The sequence below is a fragment of the Microbulbifer mixtoriginis (SeqCode) genome (genome assembly GCF_052466715.1).
In genome coordinates this window covers 1,176,999-1,200,148 of sequence record NZ_CP174288.1, presented here as the reverse complement: position 1 = coordinate 1,200,148, position 23,150 = coordinate 1,176,999, and the positions used below count along the sequence as shown (strand labels likewise).

Below are 23,150 nucleotides of genomic sequence, written 5' to 3'. Positions count from 1 at the left end.
TTTTTATTTATGCCACCCCAGTTCTCGGGATCATCCCTCTTCACGCTTGCGAGCCTTGGCACGTCGATCCATACGGCGATCTGTGCGCTCTCCTTTTTTGTCTAGCCGGTTATTAATTTTTGCACCCTTGTTATCCAAGCGTTCGTTAATTCGCTCGCCCTTCTGGTCAAGCCGGTTGTCGATACGGTCCCCTTTGCGGTCCAGTCGCTCAGCCAATTTATCATTGCCATTAGCAGCAGCCTGCTCAGCTCTTTGATCCAAGCGTTCATTGATGCGATCACCCTTGTTATCGAGGCGCTCTTCAATATGATCTCCCTTTTGATCCAATCTCGCCTCTATGCGATCGCCTTTTTGATCGAGACGATCTTCAACATGGTCACCGTGGTCATGCGGTTCGCTCTCATCACTCTGTGCATAAAGGGAGCAAGGAAAAGCCAGGCCAATAGTCAACAGCGAGAGTCCAATCAGTTTTTTCATAAATCACTCCATTTCCATTTGAGGAAAACCAATAAGGTTTAAACTGCACTGATTAGAACGCTCTACTGGATCAGAGGTTGACAAGAAATTTTATTTTTTCAGGTGCTTATTCCATAGGCCTGCAACTCTTACTTATCCTTCTACGACCTCTGGACCGGGCACCTCATCCCCAAGCCAGCGCTGGGTCAAGGTACCCGCCGTCATAGCGCCATTCACATTGAGAGCAGTTCGCGCCATATCAATCAGCGGCTCCACAGAAATCAATAGCGCCGCGATGGTAACTGGCAAACCCATTGCCGGCAGCACCACCAGTGCGGCAAAAGTTGCCCCACCACCCACTCCGGCAATACCGAAGGAGCTGATGACCACCACTGCCAACAGGGTGCCCAACCACATTGGGTCCCACACGTTAATACCCATCGGCACCGCCACCATGGTGGCAAGCATCGCAGGATAAATTCCCGCGCAACCATTTTGACCAATAGTGGCACCGAAGGATGCAGAGAAATTGGCAATAGCCGGTGAATTGCGCAGCTCATCTACCTGGGTTTCCACATTCAGAGGAATGGTGGCGGCACTGGAACGGGAGCTAAAGGCAAACACCAGCACCGGCCAGACCTTGGTGAAGTAGTGCAGTGGATTCACTCCATTTACCAACAGCAATAGACCATGCACCAAAAACATTAGGCCTATCGCACAGAAAGAAGCCACGACAAAACCAAACAGATTGGCAATATCCGCCCAGCTGGATTTGGCAATCAGTCCAGCGACCAGCGCCATAACTCCGTAGGGCGTGAATGCCATAACCAAACGCACCAACTTCATAATCCAGACTTGTGCGACATGCACAAATCGCTCGATAGCGGCACCTTCCTGCGGAAACTCACGGCGTACAGCCAGGGCCGCAAGCCCCAATAGCACAGCAAAAATAACCACTGAAATTACAGAGGTGGAGCGGGCCCCGGTCAAATCCAGGAAAATATTGCGCGGAATAAAAGAGGTGATAATTTCGGGAATCGAGAGATCGCTGACTCGCCCAATTCGCTCATTGAGCACTTCAACCCTTGCCGCCTCACGGGTTCCTTCGACAAGACCCGCAGCAGAGAGCCCAAACAAATCGGCCATGGCCACACCTATCAGGGCGGCAATTGCAGTAGTGCCGAGTAAAACCCCCAGCACCGACACACTAATTTTACCCAGCGCCTGAGTGTGACTCACTTTTACCACTGCCACCAGAATAGAAGTGAGTACGAGTGGCATAACCAACATGTACAATAGGTTTACATAGCTATCGCCCAACATCTCAATCCAGGGCAGAACCTCACCCGGAGCAACACCCCAGTTACGCGATAGCTGTAGAAGCGCCCCAAAAGCCACACCCAGCAACAGCCCAGCAAACACACCAGGGGCCAGGGTGTCCCTGCCACGCTGCCAGCGGTACAAGCCAAACATTAAAACCACAAAACCGAGAAGCAGAACAAAAGCGCCGATGTGCATGGTATGAGAATCCCACCCTGGGCAAACTAAAAAAGTGGCGGCATGCTATCAGCGATATGCCAATGCCCTATAGTTACCTTGGTTATAGATACTTTGGTTATAGTTATATTGATTAATTTTTTTTAATTATCTTAGAGAGACAACCTTACTGGAGAGCCACCTTTAAGTCCTCAGCAGTCTGAGGGCCAACCAGTGTTTTTATCCAGCGACCATCTTCACCAATCACTAAAGTTGTAGGCAGTACTTCAGGCCAGGGTTGCCCCCAGCGGCCATCTGGCTCTTGGGCCAACAGCGGAAATTCTATGCCCAGTTTCTGCGCCTGCTCCATTGCTGCAGGTGTGGGCAAACCATCAAAATTAACCCCCACCACTACCACATCACTATTGGTTTGCGCCAACTCATTAAGTACCGGCACTTCTTCCCGACAGGGTTTGCACCACTCCGCCCAATAGTTGACCAGGACTATTTTCCCCTCGGTAACAACCGGCGCACCACTCACGGAGTGCAAACGCCTGTCACTCTCACAAGCGCCGATTACGCTTACCAAGAATAGAGAGGTTACTACCAGAGTTTTCTTCATTTTTTTTATTATCAGCAACATCATCCTGACCCTCCGCTTCCATAATTTCATTTTCTAAGTGTTTTGGTATTTCCGTTTCACTGGCTTCGGCCTGCTCCTTTTCCAAGGCTGCGGTAAAAAGAGATCCAATTGTGATTCCCAGCTGTTCCCCGGCAGTCCCGCGCGCCTTGGCAAAACGACTCTCCACTTCGCTGTACCACTCGAACCCTTGTAAATCGCTTGGATTACCACTGGGAATCCACTGAGGATTCAACCAACTGGAAAGCTCCATAAGCGATACCGCATTAAGATCGCGCAGTAGGACATAATCACTTCCGTCGGTCTGGGCAATCACCCGGTGTGCTTGTAAGACGTCCCGCAAGCGACGCCACTGGCCAAATTTAATTCCCAGCAAAGAAATATCACGCTCGCGCAACGGTTTGCCATGCCACCCACCTTTAAACATTTGCCAGAGGACAATCAAAGTAGCGACCAGGTCTGAATGCTGACGGCCTTGGGTTGCAGCGCGATACACAGAAAGGGTTCGCACCAGTACGCAGCCTGCCAGCACCAACATCCACATCATATAAATCCACAACAGGAACAAAGGCACAAAGGCAAAGGCCCCATAAATAGCCTGTACAGAACTGCGCGCAACGATGGCACCAAACAGGTATTTCATGATTTCAAAGGCAATTGAAGTGACCACCCCTCCCTCAATACCATGGCGCAGGGACACATAGCAGTTAGGCACAGCGACAAAAAGCAGGGTGAAAACAATCGTGGTGAAAATAAAAGGCAGCACCCTCAGCACCACAGCCATCATGCCGATACCCTCTTCCCCACCTAAAAACAGCTTCTGTGAGAGCAAGAAAGTACTGGCAGCAAGCCCTGCCCCTAATAAGATGGGCCCAAGACTGAGAATGGCCCAGTACAATAGAAAGCTCGAAACCCCACTGCGCCCACGGGATACATCCCAGATAGAATTAAAGGTGCCCTCAATGCTGCGCAGTGTAAGCCCCGAAGTTACCACCAGCATGGCAATACCCAACCCGGTAAGCCGCTGCGCCTGGGCGGAAAAACTGCTGATATACTCCTGAACCTCACGCCCACTTTGCGGTACAAAGTGGGAAAAAAGCTGTTCCTGCAAGCGAGTCTGCAGCCCGGCAAAGTCCGGGAACAGCGACAACATCGCAAAACTCACTGTCACCAGCGGCACTATGGCAAACAGAGTCATATAAGTGAGAGCCGCCGCACTTTTTTGGCAGTTTTTCTCCACAAATAAAGACCATAAAGAGGTCGCAAAGCGCCGCCATTGAACGAGCCAGTCTTTCACGCTTGATTTCAATTTCATTCCCTGTGTGCGACCTCCGCCAAATGCAGCGAGTACTCGACCTGCGCCTTAGAATTCCGCTACGGTATTCGGTTAGAATACGCCAAACAGTAACAGGATACCGACATAATGTGGACGATCTACCACAACCCGCGCTGCTCAAAATCCCGTCAAACCCTGCAATTGCTGCAGGACAACGGTGTGGAACCGGAAGTGATTCTCTACCTGCAAAACCCTCCTTCTGCTGAAGAGCTAAACCAGGTACTGCAAAAACTCGGCATCCCTGCACGCGACCTGTTGCGCACCGGAGAGGAGCCGTATAAGCAACTCAACCTGAAAGACGGGGACCTTGACGAAGCTCAGCTAATCAAGGCCATGGTAGAAAATCCCATCCTGATCCAGCGCCCGATCGTAGTAAGAGACGACAAAGCCACGATCGGCCGCCCACCAGAAAATGCGCTGGAGCTACTCTAAATGTCGCCCGAAAGCGAAGCCTATGTGCTGATTCTCTATTACAGCCGCAGCGGCGCCACTGCGCGCATGGCTGCTGAGCTAGCGCGGGGGGTGGAAGCCAGCGGTATCGCCGCGCGACTGCGCACCGTACCCGCAGTGTCTCCCGACTCCGAGGCCAGCCTGGCCCCTGTGCCAAGTGAGGGCGCGCCCTACTGCACCCTCGACGACCTGCGTCAGTGTGCGGGCCTGTTGATGGGCAGCCCCACCCGCTTTGGCAATATGGCATCACCGCTGCGCTATTTTCTCGACCAGACCAGCGACATTTGGCTGGATGGCAGCCTCACTGGCAAACCGGCTGCGGTATTTACCGCCACCGGCAGCCTACACGGTGGGCAAGAGACCACACTTACCTCAATGATGCTGCCACTCCTGCATCACGGCATGTTGATTGCTGGCATCCCCTACTCTGAAGCGGCCCTCATGCGGACCAGTACTGGTGGTACGCCCTACGGCGCTTCTCACTGGAATAAAGGGCATACCAGCGACCTGAGCGAAGATGAAATCACCCTGTGCAGGGCGCTCGGTACACGTGTCGGCCAACTGGCCCAGACCCTAGCGGTTCCAGCTGCCAAATAAAGGATTCAACGTGAACGACACTATTCAGCGCAAACTACACATTGCGCTCCGTATCAATTGGTTTTGCTATATCGGCCTGTTGGTGCTGTTTGTGGTGCGTAACCTGTTTGTCGAGGGGGGCTCTCTCTCCCTTTGGCTGATTCAGACGGTACCGTTACTGCTGGTGCTGCCGGGCCTGATCAAGCAACGTTATCGCAGTTATCTCTGGCTCTGTTTTATTCTGCTTTTGTACATTACCACTAGCATTGTCGGCGTAATGATGCCTACACGAGGCTGGGAGGATGGCGTAATGATGGTTTTGAGCCTTATCCTATTCTTTTCTGCAATGATGAGCAGTCGCTGGCATCGCATGCAGTAACCCCATGACGGAATTTCCGCCAATGGTTCCAGACACAAAGGCGTGGAAACATGCGCTTTCCACGCACTGAGGAGTTTTGAGGTTTGACTGATTCACCCCAGAAAAAAGGGTTTGCCCGAGGCTTTTTAGCTGCGATTGGCGGCTCCATCACTTGGTTACGACGAGTATTCACGAATATCGTCTTCCTGCTGATTTTGCTGTTTCTAGGTATCGTCATTTTCAGCAAGGACGAGCGTTTAGTGGTTCCACAGGGCGCGGCCCTGCGCGTAGCACCCCATGGTTTTCTTGTGGATGAACTGGCCCAGCCAGCCACCTTACCGATTTTCCTGGGCGGCAACCGCGGCCCCGCAGAGGTGCGCGTCAAAGATCTGGTAGACGCTATCGACAATGCCGCCACGGATAAGCGTATCTCCTCACTGGTGCTAGAGCTGGACCACATGGTGGGTGGCAGTCTCAGCAAGCTCGATGAAATAGGCGCTGCTCTACAACGCTTTAAAGCTGCGGACAAACCTATTTACGCTGTGGGTGACAACTTCACCCAACCCCAGTACTTCCTCGCCAGCCACGCAGATAAGGTCTACCTCAATCCTATGGGCTCAGTGATGCTCACCGGCTTCGGTGTTTATCGCAACTATTACAAGAGCGCCCTGGAGAAACTCAAAGTCAACTTCCATGTGTTCCGCGTGGGCGATTACAAAGACTTTATCGAGCCCTACACCCGTGACGATATGTCCCCCGCCTCGCGTGAAAACAACCAGCGCTGGCTGAATGAACTCTGGGGAGAATACAGCGAGCAGGTAACCGGTCTGCGCAACCTGCCCGCCGAGAGCATCGACCTGTTTATCAACGAGTTACCACAAAAACTGCAGCAGCATCAGGGCAGTTGGGCCGAAGCCGCACTGGCCAATAAACTGGTGGACCAGCTCGCCAGCCGCATTGAGGCAATGGAGGAGCTGAAAAAGACCATCGGCGAAGATGATAGTAAAAAGCGCGAGTACAAGTTTATTGACGCCCTCGCCTACTTGCGCAGCCATAAACTTGCCGAGGCAGCCAAGCCTATCCGGGAATCCAAGAAAATTGGTCTGATTACCGCCAGTGGTTCTATTGTCGACGGCCAGGCACCTGCCGGTCGCATCGGCAGTGAAAGTCTCGGCAAATTAATCCAACGCGCCCGAGAAAAAGAAGTGGATGCCCTGGTACTGCGTATCGACAGCGGCGGCGGCTCCGCCTTTGCTTCCGAGGCCATTCGCCAGGAGTTGCTGGCTACCCGTGCAGCAAAAATTCCAGTGGTGATTTCCATGGGCAGTCTCGCCGCTTCCGGTGGCTACTGGATCGCTACTGGCGGCGATCGCATCTGGGCCTCCCCGGCCACGCTCACCGGCTCTATCGGTGTATTTGGCGCCTTCCCGACGTTTGAGAACTCCCTCGAGCATATCGGTGTTTACACCGATGGCGTAGGTACCTCGGACCTGGCCGGCAGTATGCGCCTGGATCGCGCCCTGTCGCCAGCAGCAGCCAGCATTCTGCAGCAAGGGGTGGATAACACCTATGCACGCTTCCTGCGCATTGTCGCCGAAGCCCGCGGCAGCACTCCCAAAGAGGTGCACAAAATTGCCCAGGGGCAGGTATGGACCGGTCGCGCCGCCAAGAAATTAGGATTGGTAGACGATCTCGGCAATCTCAGCGACGCCATCGCCGACGCCGCGCAGCTTGCTGAAATCGAAGAATACGACGTAGTAGAGATCCAGCGTGAACTGAGCCCCGGCGAAAAATTCCTGCGCGCTTTGAGCGACAATGTAGACGCGAAAATTGCCGCGAGCCTTGAAGCCAATCTGCCACTCGGCGCCTGGCTAAACAGCGTGCAGCCGGTATTGGCGCCAATCGCCGAGCTGCAGAGTTATCGCGACCCGCGCGCCCTCTATGTGCGCTGCCTGCCCTGCCAAGCGCCCTAAAGTTTTTCATCTCAACACCACATTCCGCCGCCGGCTCAATGCCGGCGCGGACGCCCGTAAAGCCCGCGCAATTCTTCCTTGGCCTGTTCCAGTAGTCGCCGCCTTTTCGCCGGCAGCCTCTGTCCCGCCCGGTTGATATAGAACGTCAGCATAGACATAGCGGAGCGATAGGGGTCAGACTTGCGCCGCTGGCTGGATTCCGCAGCCGCTTTCAATCCCTGTGCGATCGCTTTCGGGTCCTCCAGGCTAAAGAGGCCCCCACTCAAATCCAGGGCATGGCTGTGGCGCGTGACCTCTTCCGACCAATTGGCCTTTTTGGCGGGACTCACCAACACCTCCACTCTTGGCTGACCCACCTAACTATATGGTGGCGGCGTCTATGTTGGTCGCACGAAGCAACTCAGACCTCGCTGTCAGTGATTTTGACCCGGCGCAGGGCACCACTTAAAGCCACCAGGGCAAAGGCGAGCAGACTTAAAATCCCCGCCCACAGCAAGGTCGTCAGGGGGGCAGCGTATTCACTCAAGACTCCAGCGGCCAGTGCCCCAAGAGCGGCGGAGCCAAACAGCGCAAACTGATAAATGGAGATGATGCGGCTGCGGTATTCCGCTGGGGCGAGCAACTGTACTATGCCGCGACCGAGGCCAGCGGAAGCCGCCGCCACCGCTCCCCAACACAGACACAGCAGGATTAGGCCAAACTTCGTAGGACCGAGGCTGATGGCAATCAACAGCGCTGCACTATAGAGCAGGCACATAAGAATACCGCGCCCAGGTTCAGCCCCCTGGCCACGGCGCAACATAGTCACCGTAGCAATTACGGTACCAGCTACGAAGGCCAGTTGCAGCGTGGCGTAATAACCGGCGCCGCGACCGTAATCCTCCGCCAGCAGCGGCAGTACCACCAGAAAAACACCGATATGCACAAACCCATTAAAGGCCATCAACGCGGTCAACTCACGCAGTACTGGATGCCGCCAGGCCTGGGATAAGCCATCGAGAATCAGGCTGTGGGTGATTTTTTCCTTAGTCATGCGGCTGGCCCCATTCGCGCGCAGACTAATCAAGGCTGTGGCCGCCAACAGCAATACTCCTATCTGTACTAACAGCAGGGCTTGCAGCCCCCAGTGTTCGAAGCGGCTCGCCAGCAACATCCCCACAGCCTGACCACCGTATTGGGCCAACATCATCCAGGTCACAGTTTTCTGCACCCGTCGCTCGGAGGTTTGCCCACCGCCTTGGCGTGCACTGCGCTGTACCAGATTGTCCCGCGCCGGTTGCAGGAAAGCGCTACAAATCCCAAGGCAAATACCGTAGAGCATCAATATCGGCAGGGAGATCATGGACAGGAGGTAAACCAGCAGCAGAGTTGTGTGGCAGAGGACCAGACCAATGCAAGCCAGTGCGGAGACAGTGGCCGGATCACGGCGGTCGGCCAGGGCACCGCCGAACAGCAGGAACACCAGATTGGGCAAAAGCACCGAAGCCTGCACCCAGCCCAGTTGCAGAGCCGGCAAATCCACCACGGTGAGCGCAATCCAGGGCAGGAGAATCACCTGCAGCCCGGTAGCCAGGGAAGTGCCGCTGTAGCCCAGCAGAAATTTTTGCAGCCTATGAGGCATCTTACGCGATAGACTTTCCAAGAGTTAATGACCCATCAGCCGGTTTTTACGTGCCGACACCCTAAAAGAGAGCCCCAAGCGCCAGCGCAGTAGTCGGCGCAGCTCATTCAATGCTTCTTTATCCCCGCCATAAGCGGCGCGCTCAAAGGCGTCTGTCGCACGCCCGGAAAACTCTGCCAATGGGGGGCTCTCCAGTGCGATACGTTCGGCGAAGTCCCGCGGCGCCTCACCGGGTCGCCGTGTGATACCTGCCCGAGCCATGCGCTTACAGAAAACCGCATAGAGGCGCTCTACCACAGGCTGTTTTCGTCCACGCCCAGTAAAACGGGTCCACAGAAGAATGCCAAATAGTACAACCGCCACCGGTGTGGCAAAAAAAAGGGCCATCCGCAGGGGGGAGAGCTCTCCCACCAGGCGCTGCAAGGTGTCCCGCTGCTTCTCACTATCAAAACTAATCACGGTCTGATACCAGCGGTAATTGATCATGTCCCACTGCAGGCGCAGCTTCACCAGAATATCGAAGCGGTGCACCGGCAGTAGCGAATCCCGCATAAACTCCTCCCCGGCAGCGCTCTCCAGACCATCCCGGACCCGCTCCGGGGCAACCGCAGCAGTGGGGTCCACCCTCTGCCAGCCGCGTCCATCGAGCCAGATCTCGGCCCACGCATGGGCGTCGTACTCGCGCACCAGCAGGTACTCCTCACCACTCACCCACTCGCCACCCTGGTAACCCGCCACCACCCGTGCCGGCACTCCGGCGGCGCGCATGGCAAAAACATAGCTGCCGGCAAAGTGCTCACAGAATCCCTTTTGGCTGTCAAACAGGAATTCATCCACACTGTCTCTGCCGAGTGCCGGTGGGCTCAGGGTATAAGTGAATTCGCGATTGTAGAGGGCCAGTAACTGTGACGAGATCTCCTCACCGCTCAACCCCCGGCGGCGCAGGCGCTCCACCCAGTCTCGGATGCGCAAGTTTCCATCTGCCGGTAGCTGCAGATTGCGACGGCGCTCGGCACCGCTGAGTGTGGACTGAATAACCTGGGAATCCCGGGGCCAGGAACGTACCTCATAGGCAAAGCGACTATATACCGGGGAACGTTTTACCAACCGGTCATCCGCAGTTTCTCCTACTCCCGCGCTGTCCGAGGCGGGTCTTGCCAGGGCGAACAACCAAGGGCTGCGGCTCGCCTCCTGGATCACCTGGTAGCGGTAGCGCGGGCCGACTTGTGGCAGTGGACGCTCGCCACTATTCCAGTACACCCGGCCACCATTGCGCGGGTCCACACCAAAACCCTGCCGCCAGGTACGCCCATCGAATTCGGAGTACACCAGCCCTCGCCAATAACGTTGCTCCGGCGGCGGTATGGGTCCATCGAAAGAGATACGCAGTGCCGGCTTGGCGGATTTGGATAAGCGAGTGAAATCACCCGGTGCCATAGAGTCACTCACACCAGTGCGGCCGGCAGAAGTATCCTGGGGCACATTCCACAGAGGGCCCAGGCGCGGCATAACCACAAACAGCAGCAGCATCAAGGGTGTAGCCTGCGCCAACAATCTCAAGGAGAGCCCCAAGGCCCGACGCGGCCGCGCACTGAAGCTTCCCAGCTGTGCTGCCAGTGCAGCGGTAATCACCAGGGTCGCGATCAATCCGTAGAGGGCATAGGGAATCGATTGCTCACGCACAAACAGGGTCGCGGCAACAAAATAGGCCAGCAACAAACTGACAAAGGCATCGCGGCGGCTGACTAATTCCAGGTTTTTCAGGGTAAAGGACAGAGCCAGCAGCGCCACCATCGGCTCCAGTGCAAACCAACGCTGGTAGGATTGCGCCAAACCCGCCACTGTAAGCGCAATCACCAATAGTTTGAGGGCGCGCCCTGGCAGATCACGGCGCCCGCGAAAGACCTCCAAGCGCCAATAGACCGCAAAAGCCCAGGCAATACCAATCCACAGTGGCAACTGGCTCAGCTGTGGCAGCAGGGCGACAAACTGCGCAGCGAAAATCCACAGTAGGCTTTCGCGCGGCAATAGATCCCGGTTGCTCGCCATCAGCCACCCCACTTGGGAAACAGGGCCAGCGCTGACAACACTCGCTGCTGGTGCTCGGTGCCGAGAGAGGGCGGCAAAGTAGTGCCGGGGATGCGCAGGCCATAGGCAATTCCCTGCTTCTCCGCCTGCAAGACCCAATCACACAGGTTGCTCAGGCGGGTCTCTACATCGCGCCCATCCAACAACTCCCAGTCGAGCCAGAGACGGGTATCGGTGCGGCTCTCATACTCCTTGCTATAGAGATCGCGACCGGCGGCATATTGCTTCCAAGCCAAATGGCGCAAGGAATCACCGGGCTGGTAGGGTTTGAGAGAGGCATAATCATCCCCGCCGCGACGTACCTGGCCGGATGTACCCTCTGCCTGGGCCTCTCCCAACGGCAGGGGGCCAGCGGCGAGTGGTCGCGGATACACCAGGAATTCAACATCCAGGTCGATGCGGCTCCAGCAGCGAAATAGCCCCAGTGGAAAGCGGCTCTCAACTTTTAAGCGCGGCGCCTGAATTCGCCCCCGCTGCAGGGCTGGCAGCGCAATACGGAAGTCCGCCGAGGGCTCCTCACAGAGATCCACATATGCGCCCTCTTCCGGTGGCCAACAAATTTGTATCCACTCCCGTTGGCGTTTGTCCGCTCGGCTCAGATTAATTTGTGCCTCGGCGAAATCGCCGGCAAAGGCCGCTTCAGTGCCCAGCAATTGCAGGCGCAGTCCACTCAAATTGGCGAAGGTATGCACAGGCAAGATAACGAAGACACTGATCAGCAAAAAGGTCAGGGCAAAAACCAGATTGTTCTCGTAATTGGTGGCCAGCAGCCAAAGCAAAGCGGTTATCAATAAATAACCAAGCCCCGCGCGGGTGGGCAGGATAAATAGGCGGCTGTGATTTAGGGTGATGTCCCGTGAGCGAGGCGCTCGTCGGCTGAGCCAGCGCTCACCCAGCCTGCGAAAAAAATTGCGCGAGCTTGTACTGGAAGCCTGTCGGGGAAGGTCGCGGATCACACTCATCTGTTTAGGCCGCGATAATATCCACCTGGCGCATAAGGCGCTCTACCAGCTGATCGCCATTGCCGCCATCACTCTGCAAACGGTGCCCAGCCACCGAGGGCAGCACCGCCTGGATATCTTCCGGCAGGACATGGCCGCGATTATGAATCAGCGCCCAGGCCTTGGCAGCACGCAGCAGCGCCAGTGCCCCTCGGGGCGATAAACCCACCGCACAATCTGGGCTCTGGCGGGTATGCAGCACCAAACGCTCTAAATAATCGAGCAGACTGTCAGAGGCCTTCACCTGCACCACCAGACTTTGCATTTTTTTCAGAGTAGCGAGGTCGATACGCGGCTTTAGCTTGGCCAGCTGTTGGCGGGGATCAGCGCCTAAATACAGGGCCCGCTCAGCTTCGCGATTGGGGTAACCGAGGCTGATGCGCATCAGGAATCGGTCCAGTTGTGACTCCGGCAGGGCAAAAGTACCGGACTGCTGCAGAGGGTTCTGGGTGGCAATCACAAAGAAAGGCTGTGGCAACGCGCGGGTTTCGCCGTCGACACTGACCTGGCGCTCCTCCATTGCCTCAAGCAAAGCACTCTGAGTTTTGGGAGAGGAACGATTGATCTCATCGGCCAGCAGTAGCTGGCTGAAAACCGGCCCCTCATGAAAATGAAACTGCCCGGATTCCCGCTCAAAAATTGATACACCGAGAATATCCGCCGGCAGCATATCGCTGGTAAATTGCACACGTTTATAGGAGAGACCGAACACCTGCGCCAGAGCATGGGCCAGGGTGGTCTTGCCCATACCTGGCAGGTCTTCAATCAACAGGTGACCTTTTGACAAAAGGCAGGCCAAGGCCAACTTCACCTGACGCTCTTTTCCCAGTAAAACACTGCCAATATCGGAAACGATGGCGGAAACTATTTTTTGCACGGCAAATCCATTACTGCTCATTTTTTTCTCAGGCCAAGGAGCGGCCCGGTGTAAGCACCCGCCAACGCTGAAGGGCGAGTACTATGGTGCCAAACTCGCAAAAAAGCGAATTTGGCACCCGCTATTAATCATAGGAAGACAGGGAGTGCCCTGGTTTAAGCAAAGGCCCTGCAAAGCGCCTACAACAAAGACAGCCCCCGCATCAGATCGCGCTTCAGGTCTTCTGCATTCTCCAATCCGACGGAAATACGAATCAGGTTTTCGGTGATGCCCGCGCGAGCCTTGTCATCATCACTGAGACGCCCGTGGGTGGTAGTGGCCGGGTGTACGATAGTGCTCTTGGCATCGCCGAGGTTAGCGGTGCAAGACAGGATTTTACAGTTGTCGATCACCTTCCAGGCTTCCTCGCGACCACCGCGCACGGAAAAGCTCAACACCGCACCAAAGGCATCCTGTTGTTCGCGGGCCAAGCGGTGCTGGGGGTGTTTGGGCAGGCCGGTGTAGTTGACCTTTTCCACCATCTCCTGTTCATCAAGCCACCAGGCCAGATCCAGGGCGTTGGTGCAGTGGGCCTGCATACGCAGCTTGAGCGTTTCCAAGCCCTTGAGGAAAACCCAGGCATTAAACGGGCTCATACTGGGGCCGGCAGTGCGCAGGAATACCACCAGCTCATCCATAACCTCTTTGCGCCCCACGGCGACACCGCCCAGGGTGCGCCCCTGGCCATCGAGGAATTTGGTTGCGGAGTGCACCACGATATCGGCGCCAAGCGCCAGCGGGCGCTGTAGGGCCGGAGTACAGAAACAGTTATCCACCACCAATAGAGCGCCGGCGCTGTGAGCCACCTCCGCCAGCGCGCGGATATCCGCCACTTCACACAGGGGGTTGGACGGGGTTTCCATAAACAGCAGCTTGGTGGAGCCATCCACCGCCTGCTTCCAGGCATCCATATCGGTGAGATCCACATAGCTCACACGCACGCCGAATTTTTCCATATAGCGGCCAAACAGCGCGGTGGTGGTACCAAACACACTGCGGGAGCAAATCACCCGGTCGCCACTTTTCAGCAGTGCCATACAAATACTGAGGATCGCGGCCATACCACTGGCCGTGGCTACCGCAGCCTCGCCACCTTCAAGCGCGGCGATGCGCTGCTCGAACATACGAACAGTGGGGTTGGTGTAGCGAGAGTAAACGTTGCCGACACTCTCGCCGGTAAAGCGCGCAGCGGCTTCTGCAGCAGAGGGGAATACGTAACTGGAGGTGAGATAGAGGGCTTCGGAGTGCTCGCCCTCTTCCGAGCGGACCTGCCCGGCGCGAACGGCCAGAGTTTCCAGAGCGTAACCGTCGTCTTCAAACATATACCGCTTCCTAGTCAGTATTTTTTGGAAGCGGTCATATTAACCGAAACAGTCGTGCATGGCGCCCTCTTCTGCCGTGAACAGAGCGCCGCCGGAGATAACTTACAGAGTGCTGGTGTCGGCCTTCTTGTGCTTGGCCTCGTCGTTGCGCGCCGCGTGAAGGCTATCGAGGTAATCTTCGTCCACATCGCCGGTAATATAGTTACCGTCGAAAACGGAGCAGTCGAACTGATCGATTTTCTGCTTACCTCCGCTGGAACTTACGACCAAGTCTTCCAAGTCTTGGTAAATCAACCAGTCTGCACCGATTTCTTCACAGATCTCTTCAGTCGTGCGGTCGTGCGCCACCAGCTCACTGGCAGACGGCATATCAATACCGTACACGTTGGGGTACTTCACCGCTGGTGCCGCGCTGGCGAAATAGACTTTCGCAGCACCCGCATCGCGAGCCATCTGAATGATCTGCTTACAAGTGGTACCGCGCACAATGGAGTCATCCACTAACAGCACATTCTTACCGCGGAATTCCAACTCAATGGCATTCAGCTTTTGGCGCACTGATTTCTTACGCTGTTTCTGCCCAGGCATGATAAAGGTACGACCGATATAGCGGTTCTTCACCATCCCCTCACGGAATTTCACCCCCAGCCGGTGTGCCACAGTCTGGCCGGCGGTGCGGGCGGAATCGGGAATGGGGATCACTACGTCGATATCGTGGTCGGGGCGCAGGCGCAGAATCTTATCTGCCAGGTGCTCACCCTGACGCAAACGCGCCTTGTGTACGGAAACGCCATCCATAATGGAATCCGGGCGGGCGAAGTACACATGTTCAAAAATGCAGGGGGTCAGGGTCGGGTTTTCCGCGCACTGCTCAGAGTGCACAGTACCGTCCAGCTCGATATACAGCGCTTCACCAGGGGCCACATCACGCACCAGGGTGTAACCCAGTACATCCAGGGCAACAGACTCAGAGGCCACCATATACTCGGTGCCTTTCTCGGTCTCACGCTTGCCGTAAACCAGTGGGCGAATACCGTTGGGATCGCGGAAGGCGACGATACCGTAACCCACAATCAGGGCCACACAGGCATAGGCGCCGCGCACACGCTTGTGCACACCACGCATGGCGGTAAAGATATCTTCAGCCTTAGGCTGCAGCTTATGTAACTTATGCAGCTCATGGGCGAATACATTGAGCAGTACTTCGGAGTCGGAATCCGTATTAATGTGGCGCAGATCCTGCTGGAAGATCTCTTCAACCACATCCCGCACATTGGTGAGATTGCCATTGTGTGCCATGGCAATGCCATAGGGAGAGTTCACATAGAAAGGCTGCGCCAGGGCGGGACCGGAACTGCCCGCAGTTGGGTAGCGCACATGGCCGATACCAAAGTTACCTTTCAGGCGCTCCATATGCCGCGCGCGGAACACATCGCGCACCAGACCGTTGGCTTTTTGCTGGTTCAGGCGATCATCGTCACAGGTCACGATGCCCGCAGCATCCTGCCCCCTGTGCTGCAACAGAGTGAGCCCATCATAGAGCTGCAGATTGACATCACTCTTACCGACGATACCGACGATACCACACATATATTTGACCCTATTGATCGAAAAAGCGGCGCTAGCGCCCGATTAAAATAACTCTACGAAATAGTCCTTCACAGACTTGGCCAGCTCCCGCGCACTGCCCTCAAATTCGAGGAAATGGGGGATTAACACCGACTCACTCCACCAACTATCCTGCTCCACCGGCACCAGTGCCGGGGCCAGAATCAGCAGTGCCATCACCACAATGGCCCCACGCGCCAGACCAAACACCATGCCCAGTACCCTGTCGGTACCCGATAAGCCAGTGGCCTCAACAAAAGCGGAGAGCATCATATTCAAAAGCGCCCCAGCCAGGAGCGTTCCGAAGAACAGAATGGCGAAGGCGGCAATCGCCTGGAGGGATGGGGTGTCGACAAGGTTTGAAAGCAGTGGCGCCAGCTGTTCGCGAAACATCATCGCGACCACAAAAGCGGCGATCCAGGTGAGCAGTGACAGGGTTTCGCGCACGAAACCTCGACTAAGGCCGATAAGTGTGGAGATACCCACAATAGCCAGAATGGTCCAGTCAGCCCAATTCATTCAACCCTACCTGCGTGGCGGCTGCTGCCGCGAAGAGCGCGCATTCTAACTTAAGGGGCTAAGCGCGTGAAGCCGTAGACGAATCGATTGGAATTTCCTTTCCAAACTGCAAAACTCCGTAGATTAATCACCTTACGGCAGTGGATTTATGCCAAAAAAAGCGCAGATGAATTGCCCTTTAGACGTGCCTCTGCGTGAGGACAGCCACGGGGCAAACAACCAGAGCAAGAAGTGAAAGAAGCCCGGCCAATATCCCAGCCATCCGCGAAATACTGGCACAAGCTGGATCGGTTGCCGCTACTTTGGTGACCAGACCGGCACACCCTCTTTACCGAAGTGCCAGCCCGCCGCAAGCCACAGAAACCTCAAGCTTTGAAGCGAAGCACCAGGGTTTGCGCCTGCAGTAGTGCGTCCAGCTCCCGCTTAATAGTCTGTGCGTCGGTTTTATTCACTTTCGGCCCTACAAAGACCCGCACAAAGCGCCCCTTATCGGTTTCCACAGCGCGGGTGTACGCGCGATACCCCTCATCCATCAAGCGCATGCGCAGCTGCTGTGCACGGGAATCATCTTTGTAGGAGGCCACCTGAACCACCCAGGCCATCGGCTGCCCCTGATCATCAACCAATGGCGATGCCGCCTGCTTGGCAGTATCAACTTCCACTGATGAAGTGGAATCATTTGTATCTTTTCCCTTCTCCGGCTGTGTATCGGAGACAGCAAATTTTGCCGCACCCTCTGCGGGGTTAGAGAACTTCTCGGGTACTTCCGGCTGAAAAATTTCCCCAGCCTTCGGTGCTGGCGCCACACCGGCAACAGGCTCCGGCTGAGCAATCTCAATAGGGCTGATATCCGGCTCAGCCGGGATCTGGCTTACCTCGCTGATATGCCCCTTTGACTCCCGGTCCAGCAGACTTGGCAGGAAAATCACGGCGAGCGCAATCAGCACCAGCGCACCGACGATACGCTGTTTAAAGCCGTCGTTCAGCCGCCCTCTGCGGGAGGCCTTATCCTCGCAATTCTCCATTACCCTCGTCTCGCATCTGCTGCAGAACTTCCGCCACAGTAAAGAAGGATCCATATACAAGCAACCTATCCTGTGGATTGAGGGTTGGCAGCAGTTGCCTCAACCCTTCAGCCACTGTTGGACAGCGCCGATCCACATTCGTCTCATCTACCCCAGCTTCCAGGAGGCCAGTGCAGAGTGCCTCACCCTCTGCGGCACGACCATTTTCCGGCAGCAAGGCCGGGTGCCAACGATCTACCAACTTACGCAGAGGAGCAAATAGACCGACGAGATCTTTATCTTCCATCGCCGCAACCAAGGCGTGGGTCTTCCCCTCCACCGGATTGGCCTTCAACCAAGCAGCCAAGTGTTCAGCCGCCGCCGGATTATGCCCCACATCCAACAGCAGATTTCGCTCACGCCAGTAGACTTGCTGGCAGCGCCCAGGCAGGGCTATTTGAGCCAAGGCAGCCTCTACTCCCTCCTGGGGTAAAGCATCCAGAAGTGTCAGCGCGGTAAGCCCAGCAGCAATACTGGGTCGCGGCAGAGTGATATCCGGTATTGACAGAACCAAATCGCCAAAGTGATAAATCTCACTCTCACCACTTGAAGAGATATTAAAATCCTGCCCGATAAAATAACTGGAACTGGCCTGCTTTTCTGACGCAGACAGCACAGATTGGGGTGGTGAGCTATCTGCACAGACAAAAGGAGCCCCGGGACGCAGAATGCCCGCTTTCTCGCGGCCGATGACTTCCCGATCGCTACCAAGCCAATCCTCGTGATCTACTGCCACGCTGGTAATAATCGCCAAGTCGGCATCCACCAAGTTGACCGCATCCAACCGACCACCGAGACCGACTTCCAGCAAAGCATATTGCACCTTCATGCGCTGGTATAACCACAGGGCAGCCAGGGTCGTGAACTCAAAATAGGTAAGACTGGTTTCCCCGCGAGCAGCCTCCACTGCGACAAAGGACTCCACCAACTGCTGATCCGATACCTCCTCGCCATTGATGCGTATTCGCTCATTGAAACGCAATAAGTGTGGAGAACTGTAAGCGCCGACGGAGTAGCCGGCACGGCACAAGAGTGCCTCCATTGTCGCTACGCAGGAGCCCTTGCCATTGGTTCCAGCCACGGTAATCACCGTAGGGGCGGGTTTTTGCACCCCCAGTGCAGCTGCAACCGAAGAGACACGCTCAAGACCGAGTTCGATTTCAGAGGGGTGCAGCCGCTCCAGGCGGGTGAGCCAATCTTGTAGTGAGGACATAATTGGATAGATCGCTGGTGGGAGGCAGCAGCCAGACGTTCTTACCGACTGCTCTTAAGGACCTCCGGGGAATTGGGAAATAATTAATTACCGCTCAGTTTACCCAATAAGCGCGAGACGGTGGTACGCATATCCTTGCGTGGAATAATCATATCGATGGCGCCATGCTCCAGTAGGAATTCACTACGCTGGAAGCCCTTGGGCAACTTCTGGCGGATGGTCTGCTCGATAATATTGGGGCCGGCAAATCCGGCACGCGCACCTGGCTCGGCCGCATTGATATCGCCCAGCAGGGCCAAAGAGGCTGAAACGCCGCCGTACACAGGGTCGGTCATAATGGAGATATAGGGTACTCCCGCCATCTTCATTTTTTCCAACACCGCCGAGGTCTTGGCCATCTGCATCAAAGAGATCAGGGCCTCCTGCATACGCGCCCCACCGGTGGCAGAAAAGCACACCAGCGGAATACGCTGTTCCAAAGCGCGCTGGGCCGCGCGGGTAAAGCGTTCACCCACCACATAGCCCATGGAGCCGCCGTGGAAGGCAAATTCGAAGGCCACCGCTACCAAGGGCTCTCCATTCAGGGTGCCTTGCATGGCGATCAGTGCATCTTTTTCGCCAGTGGATTTTTGTGCTTGCAAAAGACGGTCTTTGTACTTTTTGACGTCTTTAAACTTCAGGCGGTCCACTGGCAACACATCGGTAGCCAGCTCTTCGCGTCCATCTTCATCGAGGAATATATCCAGGCGACGGCGGGCGCCGATGCGCAAATGGTGGTCGCACTTGGGGCACACATCCAGGTTGCGCTCCAGCTCCGGGCGGTAAAGCATGGCGTCACACTTGACGCACTTCTTCCATACCCCCTCTGGGACCTTGCTGCTGCCGGCACGTCGCTCGGTGCGAATTACCGCGGGAACAATTTTTTCTAACCAGCTCATCTCGTTTCCAAATCCGGATGCTTTCTGTAGGCCGGTGCATTTTACCGACCGGTGAGTTTCAGGCTACGAATTAAAACACTAAGCTGAACATCAAACTGAGCCAGATCAGCCGCTATTTTTGGTGATCTGGCCAGTTTTTCGCTTAAACTTGGGTGAAAGCCTAGCGGTCCAGTGCCTGGCGCATCTCGCTGACGATTTCCCCCAGCCTCGCCTTGGCTGCGACTAGGTCCGCAGCTTCATCCACCGCGGACACCAGTACACTGCCCACTACCGCCCCGTCGCCATGGGCACTGACTGAGCGCGCCGAGTTGCCATCTTTGATACCGAAACCCACACACAAGGGCAGATCGGTGAAACGGCGAATATGTTCGAGGTTATCGCGCACAGAATCCAGGTCCAAATGGCCAGCACCGGTGACCCCTTTCAGGGAGACGTAATACACAAAACCGCTGGCCAGGCCGGTAATCTCGCGAATACGCTCTTCGGTGGTGGTGGGCGTCAGCAGGAAGATATTGCGCAGGTTGCGCTCCGCCAAGAGCTTGTTGAGCGGCCCCGCCTCCTCCGCCGGCAGGTCCACCGTAAGGGCGCCATCAACTCCGGCCTCTAGCGCCGCATCGGCGAACTCCCGCTCACCCATTCGCAAGATCGGATTGGCATACCCCATCAGGATAACCGGGGTCTCCGCATCCACCTGGCGAAACTCTTTCACCAGCGCCAGGCACTTACGCAAAGAGGCGCCGTTGGCCAGGGCGCGCTCATGCCCTTTCTGGATTACCGGCCCTTCGGCCATGGGATCGGAGAAAGGCACCCCCAGTTCAATAATATCCGCCCCATTGGCCACCAACTGATGCATCAAGGGTACGGTATTTTCCAAGCCGCCATCGCCGGCGACGATATAAGTTACCAGGGCCTTGCGGCCTTCACCTCGCAGTCTCGCAAAGCGGCGATCAATTCTATTTTGTTCTGTCACTGTGTATTCCCTGAGCTACTTCTGGCCTAGTGCCAGCTCACTTGGTCACGATTATTTCGATATGCCCACCCGGGCAGGTGGGCAGAACGCCGCTAAACCTCAATGCCATCAATAGCGGCAACGGTGAAAATATCTTTGTCCCCCCGGCCGGAGAGGTTCACCACGATATTTTGCTCAGGCGCCATTTCAGCTGCGAGCTTCATCGCATAAGCAACCGCGTGGCTAGACTCCAACGCCGGCAGAATACCCTCGGTGCGGGTTAGGCGACGGAAGGCATCGAGCGCTTCTTTATCATCGGCGGTAACATACTCCACACGGCCGATATCTTTGAGCCAGGCGTGCTCGGGGCCAACACCGGGGTAATCGAGGCCCGCTGAAACGGAGTGGGTTTCGATAATCTGGCCGTCCTCATCTTCCATCAGGTAGGTACGGTTGCCGTGCAGAACACCGGGAATACCATCGTTGAGTGGCGCCGCGTGCCTACCAGAGGCCAGGCCTTCACCACCAGCTTCAACGCCAAACATCTTCACCTCTGAATCATTGAGGAAGGGGTGGAACAGACCAATAGCATTGGAACCACCACCTACACACGCCACCAGGGCGTCGGGCAACTGACCAAAGCGCTCCAGACTCTGACGGCGCGCTTCGCGACCGATAATAGAATTGAAATCCCGCACCAATTGCGGATAGGGGTGAGGGCCAGCCACTGTACCAATAATGTAAAAAGTATTATCGACATTCGTTACCCAGTCACGCATGGCCTCATTCATGGCGTCTTTGAGGGTCTTGGAACCGGACTCCACCGGTACGACTTCGGCACCCAACAACTTCATGCGGTAGACATTGGGGGACTGGCGTTTGACGTCTTCAGCGCCCATATAAACGGTGCACTGCAACCCCAAACGCGCGGCTACGGTAGCGGTGGCCACACCGTGCTGGCCTGCGCCGGTTTCGGCAATAACACGACTCTTACCACTGTGCTTTGCCAACAACGCCTGGCCCACGGTGTTATTTACTTTGTGTGCACCGGTGTGATTGAGATCTTCGCGCTTAAGCCAGATTCGCGCACCGCCCGCCTGCTCAGTCAGTCGCTCAGCAAGATACAGCGGCGATGGCCTGCCTACGTAGTGCGCCAGATCGTGATCAAAGGCAGCGACGAAATCCGGATCATCTTTCAGGCGACTATACATTGCCTGAAGCTCATCCAGTGCGCTGATCAGCGTCTCCGATACAAAGCGACCGCCGTAGGGACCAAAATGTCCGCTCGCATCCGGGAAGGTGGAAAAATCGATAGCACCTGGCTTACTCACACTCATACTCCGTGGGTCACGTGGTTTTTAAACTATTTGCCTATTTATTAATGCTTGAATAGTTCCTCCTGAACTATTCAAGCATCGCCAGAAAATACTGGCGCAGATACGTGGATCTGCTGGTATTTACTGGCTCGCGCCGGCACTGCCGGCGGCGGCACTTCCCTGTGCCGCTTTCATCCTATGTAGCGATAGTTCCTCCTGAACTATTCAAGCATCGCCAGAAAATACTGGCGCAGATGCGTGGATCTGCTGGTATTTACTGGCTCGCGCCGGCACTGCCGGCGGCGGCACTTCCCTGTGCCGCTTTCATCCTATGTAGCGATAGCTCCTCCTGAACTATTCAAACACCGCCAGAAATACTGGCGCAGATGCGTGGATCTACTGGTATTTACTGGCTCGCGCCGGCATTGCCGGCGGCGGCACTTCCCTATGCCGCTTTTATCTTATGTAGAGATAGCCCTTCCAGAGCTATTCAAGCATCGTCAGAAAATACTGGCGCAGATGCGTGGATCTGCTGGTATTTACTGGCTCGCGCCGGCACTGCCGGCAGCGACACATTCTTGTGGCGCTAAAATATTCTGTCTAGCCAGCTAGTTGTTCTTAGCTGCACGAATAAAAGCACTCACTTTTTGCCGATCCTTGATACCCGGCGCCTGCTCTACGCCGCCGCTGACATCCACTCCCAGAGGCCGCGCTGCCGATATTGCAGCAACAACATTATCCGCTGTCAGTCCACCGGCAAGCACTATGGACCGGCCGCTTTCCTGAGGAACCCTATCCCAGTCAAAAGTCTCACCGGTACCACCGGGAACACCAGGGCGATAGGCATCCAGTAAAAACCCGCGCGCTTTGGGGTGCTCCTGCATTGCTGCGACAACATCCAAGCCCTCCTTCATACGCAGGGCCTTGATATAGGGCCGGCGAAACTGTTCGCAGTAACGGGCAGCTTCCTCACCGTGAAATTGTAATAAATTAAGAGGAACCAACCCCAAAGTCTGGTCCACTTCACTCTGGGCAGCATCCACAAACAGGCCGGTCAGGGTAACAAAGGGAGGAACCGCCTCGGCAATCACTGCCGCAACCTGCGGATCGATATAGCGGGGACTCGCCTTGTAGAAAACCAATCCCAGTGCATCCGCACCGGCATCAATCGCCATCAGGGCATCTTCTACACGGGTGATGCCGCAAATTTTCACTTGCATCGCTTAACCTGGAGCCAGCCGAGCGGCCAACAAAAATGAGGGAACGCTGGATACTAGCAGATTGACACCGGGGGCGAAACGCGTGCTATTCAAGTGGCGTAGCAGCCTCA

At 55.8% G+C, this 23,150-nt stretch carries 24 protein-coding genes; 6 read left to right on the top strand and 18 right to left on the bottom strand.

The genetic code is table 11. The features are described 5' to 3' along the window. Positions 1–30 precede the first annotated feature (30 nt). The 4 genes from ACJJH9_RS05385 to ACJJH9_RS05370 all read right to left on the bottom strand — a co-directional run bounded on the left by ACJJH9_RS05385 (position 31) and on the right by ACJJH9_RS05370 (position 3,887). Positions 31–477, bottom strand: coding sequence for a hypothetical protein (locus ACJJH9_RS05385; protein WP_444924557.1), 447 nt, complete (start codon positions 475–477; stop codon positions 31–33). A gap of 132 nt (positions 478–609) precedes the next feature. Beyond that, a complete protein-coding gene (locus tag ACJJH9_RS05380; RefSeq protein ID WP_444924556.1) occupies positions 610–1,974 on the bottom strand; it encodes an L-cystine transporter in 1,365 nt (454 codons plus the stop codon). Between the two features lie 145 nt (positions 1,975–2,119). Then, the gene (locus ACJJH9_RS05375) at positions 2,120–2,473 is read right to left on the bottom strand and encodes a TlpA family protein disulfide reductase (protein WP_444924555.1); all 354 of its coding nucleotides are present in this window, start codon (positions 2,471–2,473) and stop codon (positions 2,120–2,122) included. Positions 2,474–2,495: 22 nt separating this feature from the next. After that, positions 2,496–3,887 (bottom strand): YihY family inner membrane protein, encoded by a 1,392-nt coding sequence (locus tag ACJJH9_RS05370; RefSeq protein ID WP_444924554.1) that lies wholly within the window; start codon positions 3,885–3,887, stop codon positions 2,496–2,498. Between the two features lie 108 nt (positions 3,888–3,995). On the opposite strand from ACJJH9_RS05370, the gene arsC reads away from it, so the two are divergent. From arsC to sppA, 4 genes are all read left to right on the top strand, one after another. After that, on the top strand, positions 3,996–4,340 hold the full coding sequence (arsC, locus tag ACJJH9_RS05365; protein WP_252085180.1) for an arsenate reductase (glutaredoxin): 345 nt from the start codon (positions 3,996–3,998) through the stop codon (positions 4,338–4,340). Continuing rightward, positions 4,341–4,955: an NAD(P)H:quinone oxidoreductase gene (wrbA, locus tag ACJJH9_RS05360; protein ID WP_444888452.1), complete on the top strand. Its 615-nt coding sequence runs from the start codon at positions 4,341–4,343 to the stop codon at positions 4,953–4,955. It begins immediately after the preceding gene. Between the two features lie 10 nt (positions 4,956–4,965). After that, positions 4,966–5,313 (top strand): DUF2069 domain-containing protein, encoded by a 348-nt coding sequence (locus ACJJH9_RS05355; protein ID WP_444924553.1) that lies wholly within the window; start codon positions 4,966–4,968, stop codon positions 5,311–5,313. A gap of 83 nt (positions 5,314–5,396) precedes the next feature. Next, the gene (sppA, locus tag ACJJH9_RS05350; RefSeq protein ID WP_444924552.1) at positions 5,397–7,265 is read left to right on the top strand and encodes a signal peptide peptidase SppA; all 1,869 of its coding nucleotides are present in this window, start codon (positions 5,397–5,399) and stop codon (positions 7,263–7,265) included. A gap of 35 nt (positions 7,266–7,300) precedes the next feature. Here sppA and ACJJH9_RS05345 read toward each other — a convergent pair whose 3' ends face one another. The 13 genes from ACJJH9_RS05345 to trpB all read right to left on the bottom strand — a co-directional run bounded on the left by ACJJH9_RS05345 (position 7,301) and on the right by trpB (position 21,841). Further along, positions 7,301–7,594, bottom strand: coding sequence for a DUF3175 domain-containing protein (locus ACJJH9_RS05345; RefSeq protein ID WP_444924551.1), 294 nt, complete (start codon positions 7,592–7,594; stop codon positions 7,301–7,303). Between the two features lie 71 nt (positions 7,595–7,665). Further along, a complete protein-coding gene (locus ACJJH9_RS05340) occupies positions 7,666–8,886 on the bottom strand; it encodes an MFS transporter (protein WP_252085175.1) in 1,221 nt (406 codons plus the stop codon). A 24-nt stretch (positions 8,887–8,910) separates the two neighbouring features. Next, a complete protein-coding gene (locus ACJJH9_RS05335) occupies positions 8,911–10,935 on the bottom strand; it encodes a transglutaminase TgpA family protein (protein ID WP_444924550.1) in 2,025 nt (674 codons plus the stop codon). Further along, entirely contained in the window at positions 10,935–11,936 is a 1,002-nt protein-coding gene (locus tag ACJJH9_RS05330; RefSeq protein ID WP_444910144.1) for a DUF58 domain-containing protein, read from the bottom strand. Before ACJJH9_RS05330 ends, ACJJH9_RS05335 begins: the two co-directional genes overlap by 1 nt. A gap of 4 nt (positions 11,937–11,940) precedes the next feature. Then, positions 11,941–12,852 (bottom strand): AAA family ATPase, encoded by a 912-nt coding sequence (locus tag ACJJH9_RS05325; RefSeq protein WP_444925206.1) that lies wholly within the window; start codon positions 12,850–12,852, stop codon positions 11,941–11,943. Between the two features lie 179 nt (positions 12,853–13,031). Then, positions 13,032–14,213, bottom strand: a complete 1,182-nt coding sequence (locus ACJJH9_RS05320; protein ID WP_444924549.1) for an O-succinylhomoserine sulfhydrylase — start codon at positions 14,211–14,213, stop codon at positions 13,032–13,034. Positions 14,214–14,315: 102 nt separating this feature from the next. Beyond that, a complete protein-coding gene (gene purF, locus ACJJH9_RS05315; protein ID WP_444885603.1) occupies positions 14,316–15,803 on the bottom strand; it encodes an amidophosphoribosyltransferase in 1,488 nt (495 codons plus the stop codon). 42 nt (positions 15,804–15,845) lie between these two features. Beyond that, complete coding sequence (locus ACJJH9_RS05310) at positions 15,846–16,340, bottom strand: CvpA family protein (RefSeq protein ID WP_252085170.1); 495 nt, start codon at positions 16,338–16,340, stop codon at positions 15,846–15,848. A 365-nt stretch (positions 16,341–16,705) separates the two neighbouring features. Then, positions 16,706–17,365: an SPOR domain-containing protein gene (locus ACJJH9_RS05305; RefSeq protein ID WP_444924548.1), complete on the bottom strand. Its 660-nt coding sequence runs from the start codon at positions 17,363–17,365 to the stop codon at positions 16,706–16,708. Beyond that, positions 17,346–18,617: a bifunctional tetrahydrofolate synthase/dihydrofolate synthase gene (gene folC / locus ACJJH9_RS05300; protein WP_444898710.1), complete on the bottom strand. Its 1,272-nt coding sequence runs from the start codon at positions 18,615–18,617 to the stop codon at positions 17,346–17,348. Before folC ends, ACJJH9_RS05305 begins: the two co-directional genes overlap by 20 nt. Positions 18,618–18,700: 83 nt before the next feature. Beyond that, complete coding sequence (gene accD, locus ACJJH9_RS05295) at positions 18,701–19,555, bottom strand: acetyl-CoA carboxylase, carboxyltransferase subunit beta (RefSeq protein WP_252085167.1); 855 nt, start codon at positions 19,553–19,555, stop codon at positions 18,701–18,703. Between the two features lie 160 nt (positions 19,556–19,715). Then, positions 19,716–20,525: a tryptophan synthase subunit alpha gene (trpA, locus tag ACJJH9_RS05290; protein ID WP_444924547.1), complete on the bottom strand. Its 810-nt coding sequence runs from the start codon at positions 20,523–20,525 to the stop codon at positions 19,716–19,718. Between the two features lie 92 nt (positions 20,526–20,617). Then, on the bottom strand, positions 20,618–21,841 hold the full coding sequence (trpB, locus tag ACJJH9_RS05285; RefSeq protein ID WP_444888441.1) for a tryptophan synthase subunit beta: 1,224 nt from the start codon (positions 21,839–21,841) through the stop codon (positions 20,618–20,620). A gap of 104 nt (positions 21,842–21,945) precedes the next feature. Here trpB and ACJJH9_RS05280 point away from each other — a divergent pair, with 104 nt between their 5' ends. Both ACJJH9_RS05280 and ACJJH9_RS05275 read left to right on the top strand, forming a co-directional pair. Beyond that, positions 21,946–22,173: a hypothetical protein gene (locus tag ACJJH9_RS05280; RefSeq protein ID WP_444924546.1), complete on the top strand. Its 228-nt coding sequence runs from the start codon at positions 21,946–21,948 to the stop codon at positions 22,171–22,173. A 33-nt stretch (positions 22,174–22,206) separates the two neighbouring features. After that, positions 22,207–22,410, top strand: coding sequence for a hypothetical protein (locus ACJJH9_RS05275; RefSeq protein WP_444924545.1), 204 nt, complete (start codon positions 22,207–22,209; stop codon positions 22,408–22,410). A gap of 18 nt (positions 22,411–22,428) precedes the next feature. Here the strand turns inward: ACJJH9_RS05275 and ACJJH9_RS05270 are convergent, their stop codons facing one another. Further along, positions 22,429–23,040, bottom strand: a complete 612-nt coding sequence (locus ACJJH9_RS05270; protein WP_444888440.1) for a phosphoribosylanthranilate isomerase — start codon at positions 23,038–23,040, stop codon at positions 22,429–22,431. Positions 23,041–23,150 lie beyond the last annotated feature (110 nt).

What these genes read in the sequence shown, in the direction of transcription:
- ACJJH9_RS05385 (WP_444924557.1), bottom strand. Translation starts at nt 477, where the DNA reads ATGAAAAAACTGATTGGACTCTCGCTGTTGACTATTGGCCTGGCTTTT.
- ACJJH9_RS05380 (WP_444924556.1), bottom strand. Translation starts at nt 1,974, where the DNA reads ATGCACATCGGCGCTTTTGTTCTGCTTCTCGGTTTTGTGGTTTTAATG.
- ACJJH9_RS05370 (WP_444924554.1), bottom strand. Translation starts at nt 3,887, where the DNA reads ATGAAATTGAAATCAAGCGTGAAAGACTGGCTCGTTCAATGGCGGCGC.
- arsC (WP_252085180.1), top strand. Translation starts at nt 3,996, where the DNA reads ATGTGGACGATCTACCACAACCCGCGCTGCTCAAAATCCCGTCAAACC.
- wrbA (WP_444888452.1), top strand. Translation starts at nt 4,341, where the DNA reads ATGTCGCCCGAAAGCGAAGCCTATGTGCTGATTCTCTATTACAGCCGC.
- ACJJH9_RS05340 (WP_252085175.1), bottom strand. Translation starts at nt 8,886, where the DNA reads ATGCCTCATAGGCTGCAAAAATTTCTGCTGGGCTACAGCGGCACTTCC.
- ACJJH9_RS05335 (WP_444924550.1), bottom strand. Translation starts at nt 10,935, where the DNA reads ATGGCGAGCAACCGGGATCTATTGCCGCGCGAAAGCCTACTGTGGATT.
- ACJJH9_RS05330 (WP_444910144.1), bottom strand. Translation starts at nt 11,936, where the DNA reads ATGAGTGTGATCCGCGACCTTCCCCGACAGGCTTCCAGTACAAGCTCG.
- ACJJH9_RS05320 (WP_444924549.1), bottom strand. Translation starts at nt 14,213, where the DNA reads ATGTTTGAAGACGACGGTTACGCTCTGGAAACTCTGGCCGTTCGCGCC.
- purF (WP_444885603.1), bottom strand. Translation starts at nt 15,803, where the DNA reads ATGTGTGGTATCGTCGGTATCGTCGGTAAGAGTGATGTCAATCTGCAG.
- ACJJH9_RS05310 (WP_252085170.1), bottom strand. Translation starts at nt 16,340, where the DNA reads ATGAATTGGGCTGACTGGACCATTCTGGCTATTGTGGGTATCTCCACA.
- ACJJH9_RS05305 (WP_444924548.1), bottom strand. Translation starts at nt 17,365, where the DNA reads ATGGAGAATTGCGAGGATAAGGCCTCCCGCAGAGGGCGGCTGAACGAC.
- folC (WP_444898710.1), bottom strand. Translation starts at nt 18,617, where the DNA reads ATGTCCTCACTACAAGATTGGCTCACCCGCCTGGAGCGGCTGCACCCC.
- accD (WP_252085167.1), bottom strand. Translation starts at nt 19,555, where the DNA reads ATGAGCTGGTTAGAAAAAATTGTTCCCGCGGTAATTCGCACCGAGCGA.
- trpB (WP_444888441.1), bottom strand. Translation starts at nt 21,841, where the DNA reads ATGAGTGTGAGTAAGCCAGGTGCTATCGATTTTTCCACCTTCCCGGAT.
- ACJJH9_RS05275 (WP_444924545.1), top strand. Translation starts at nt 22,207, where the DNA reads ATGCGTGGATCTACTGGTATTTACTGGCTCGCGCCGGCATTGCCGGCG.
- ACJJH9_RS05270 (WP_444888440.1), bottom strand. Translation starts at nt 23,040, where the DNA reads ATGCAAGTGAAAATTTGCGGCATCACCCGTGTAGAAGATGCCCTGATG.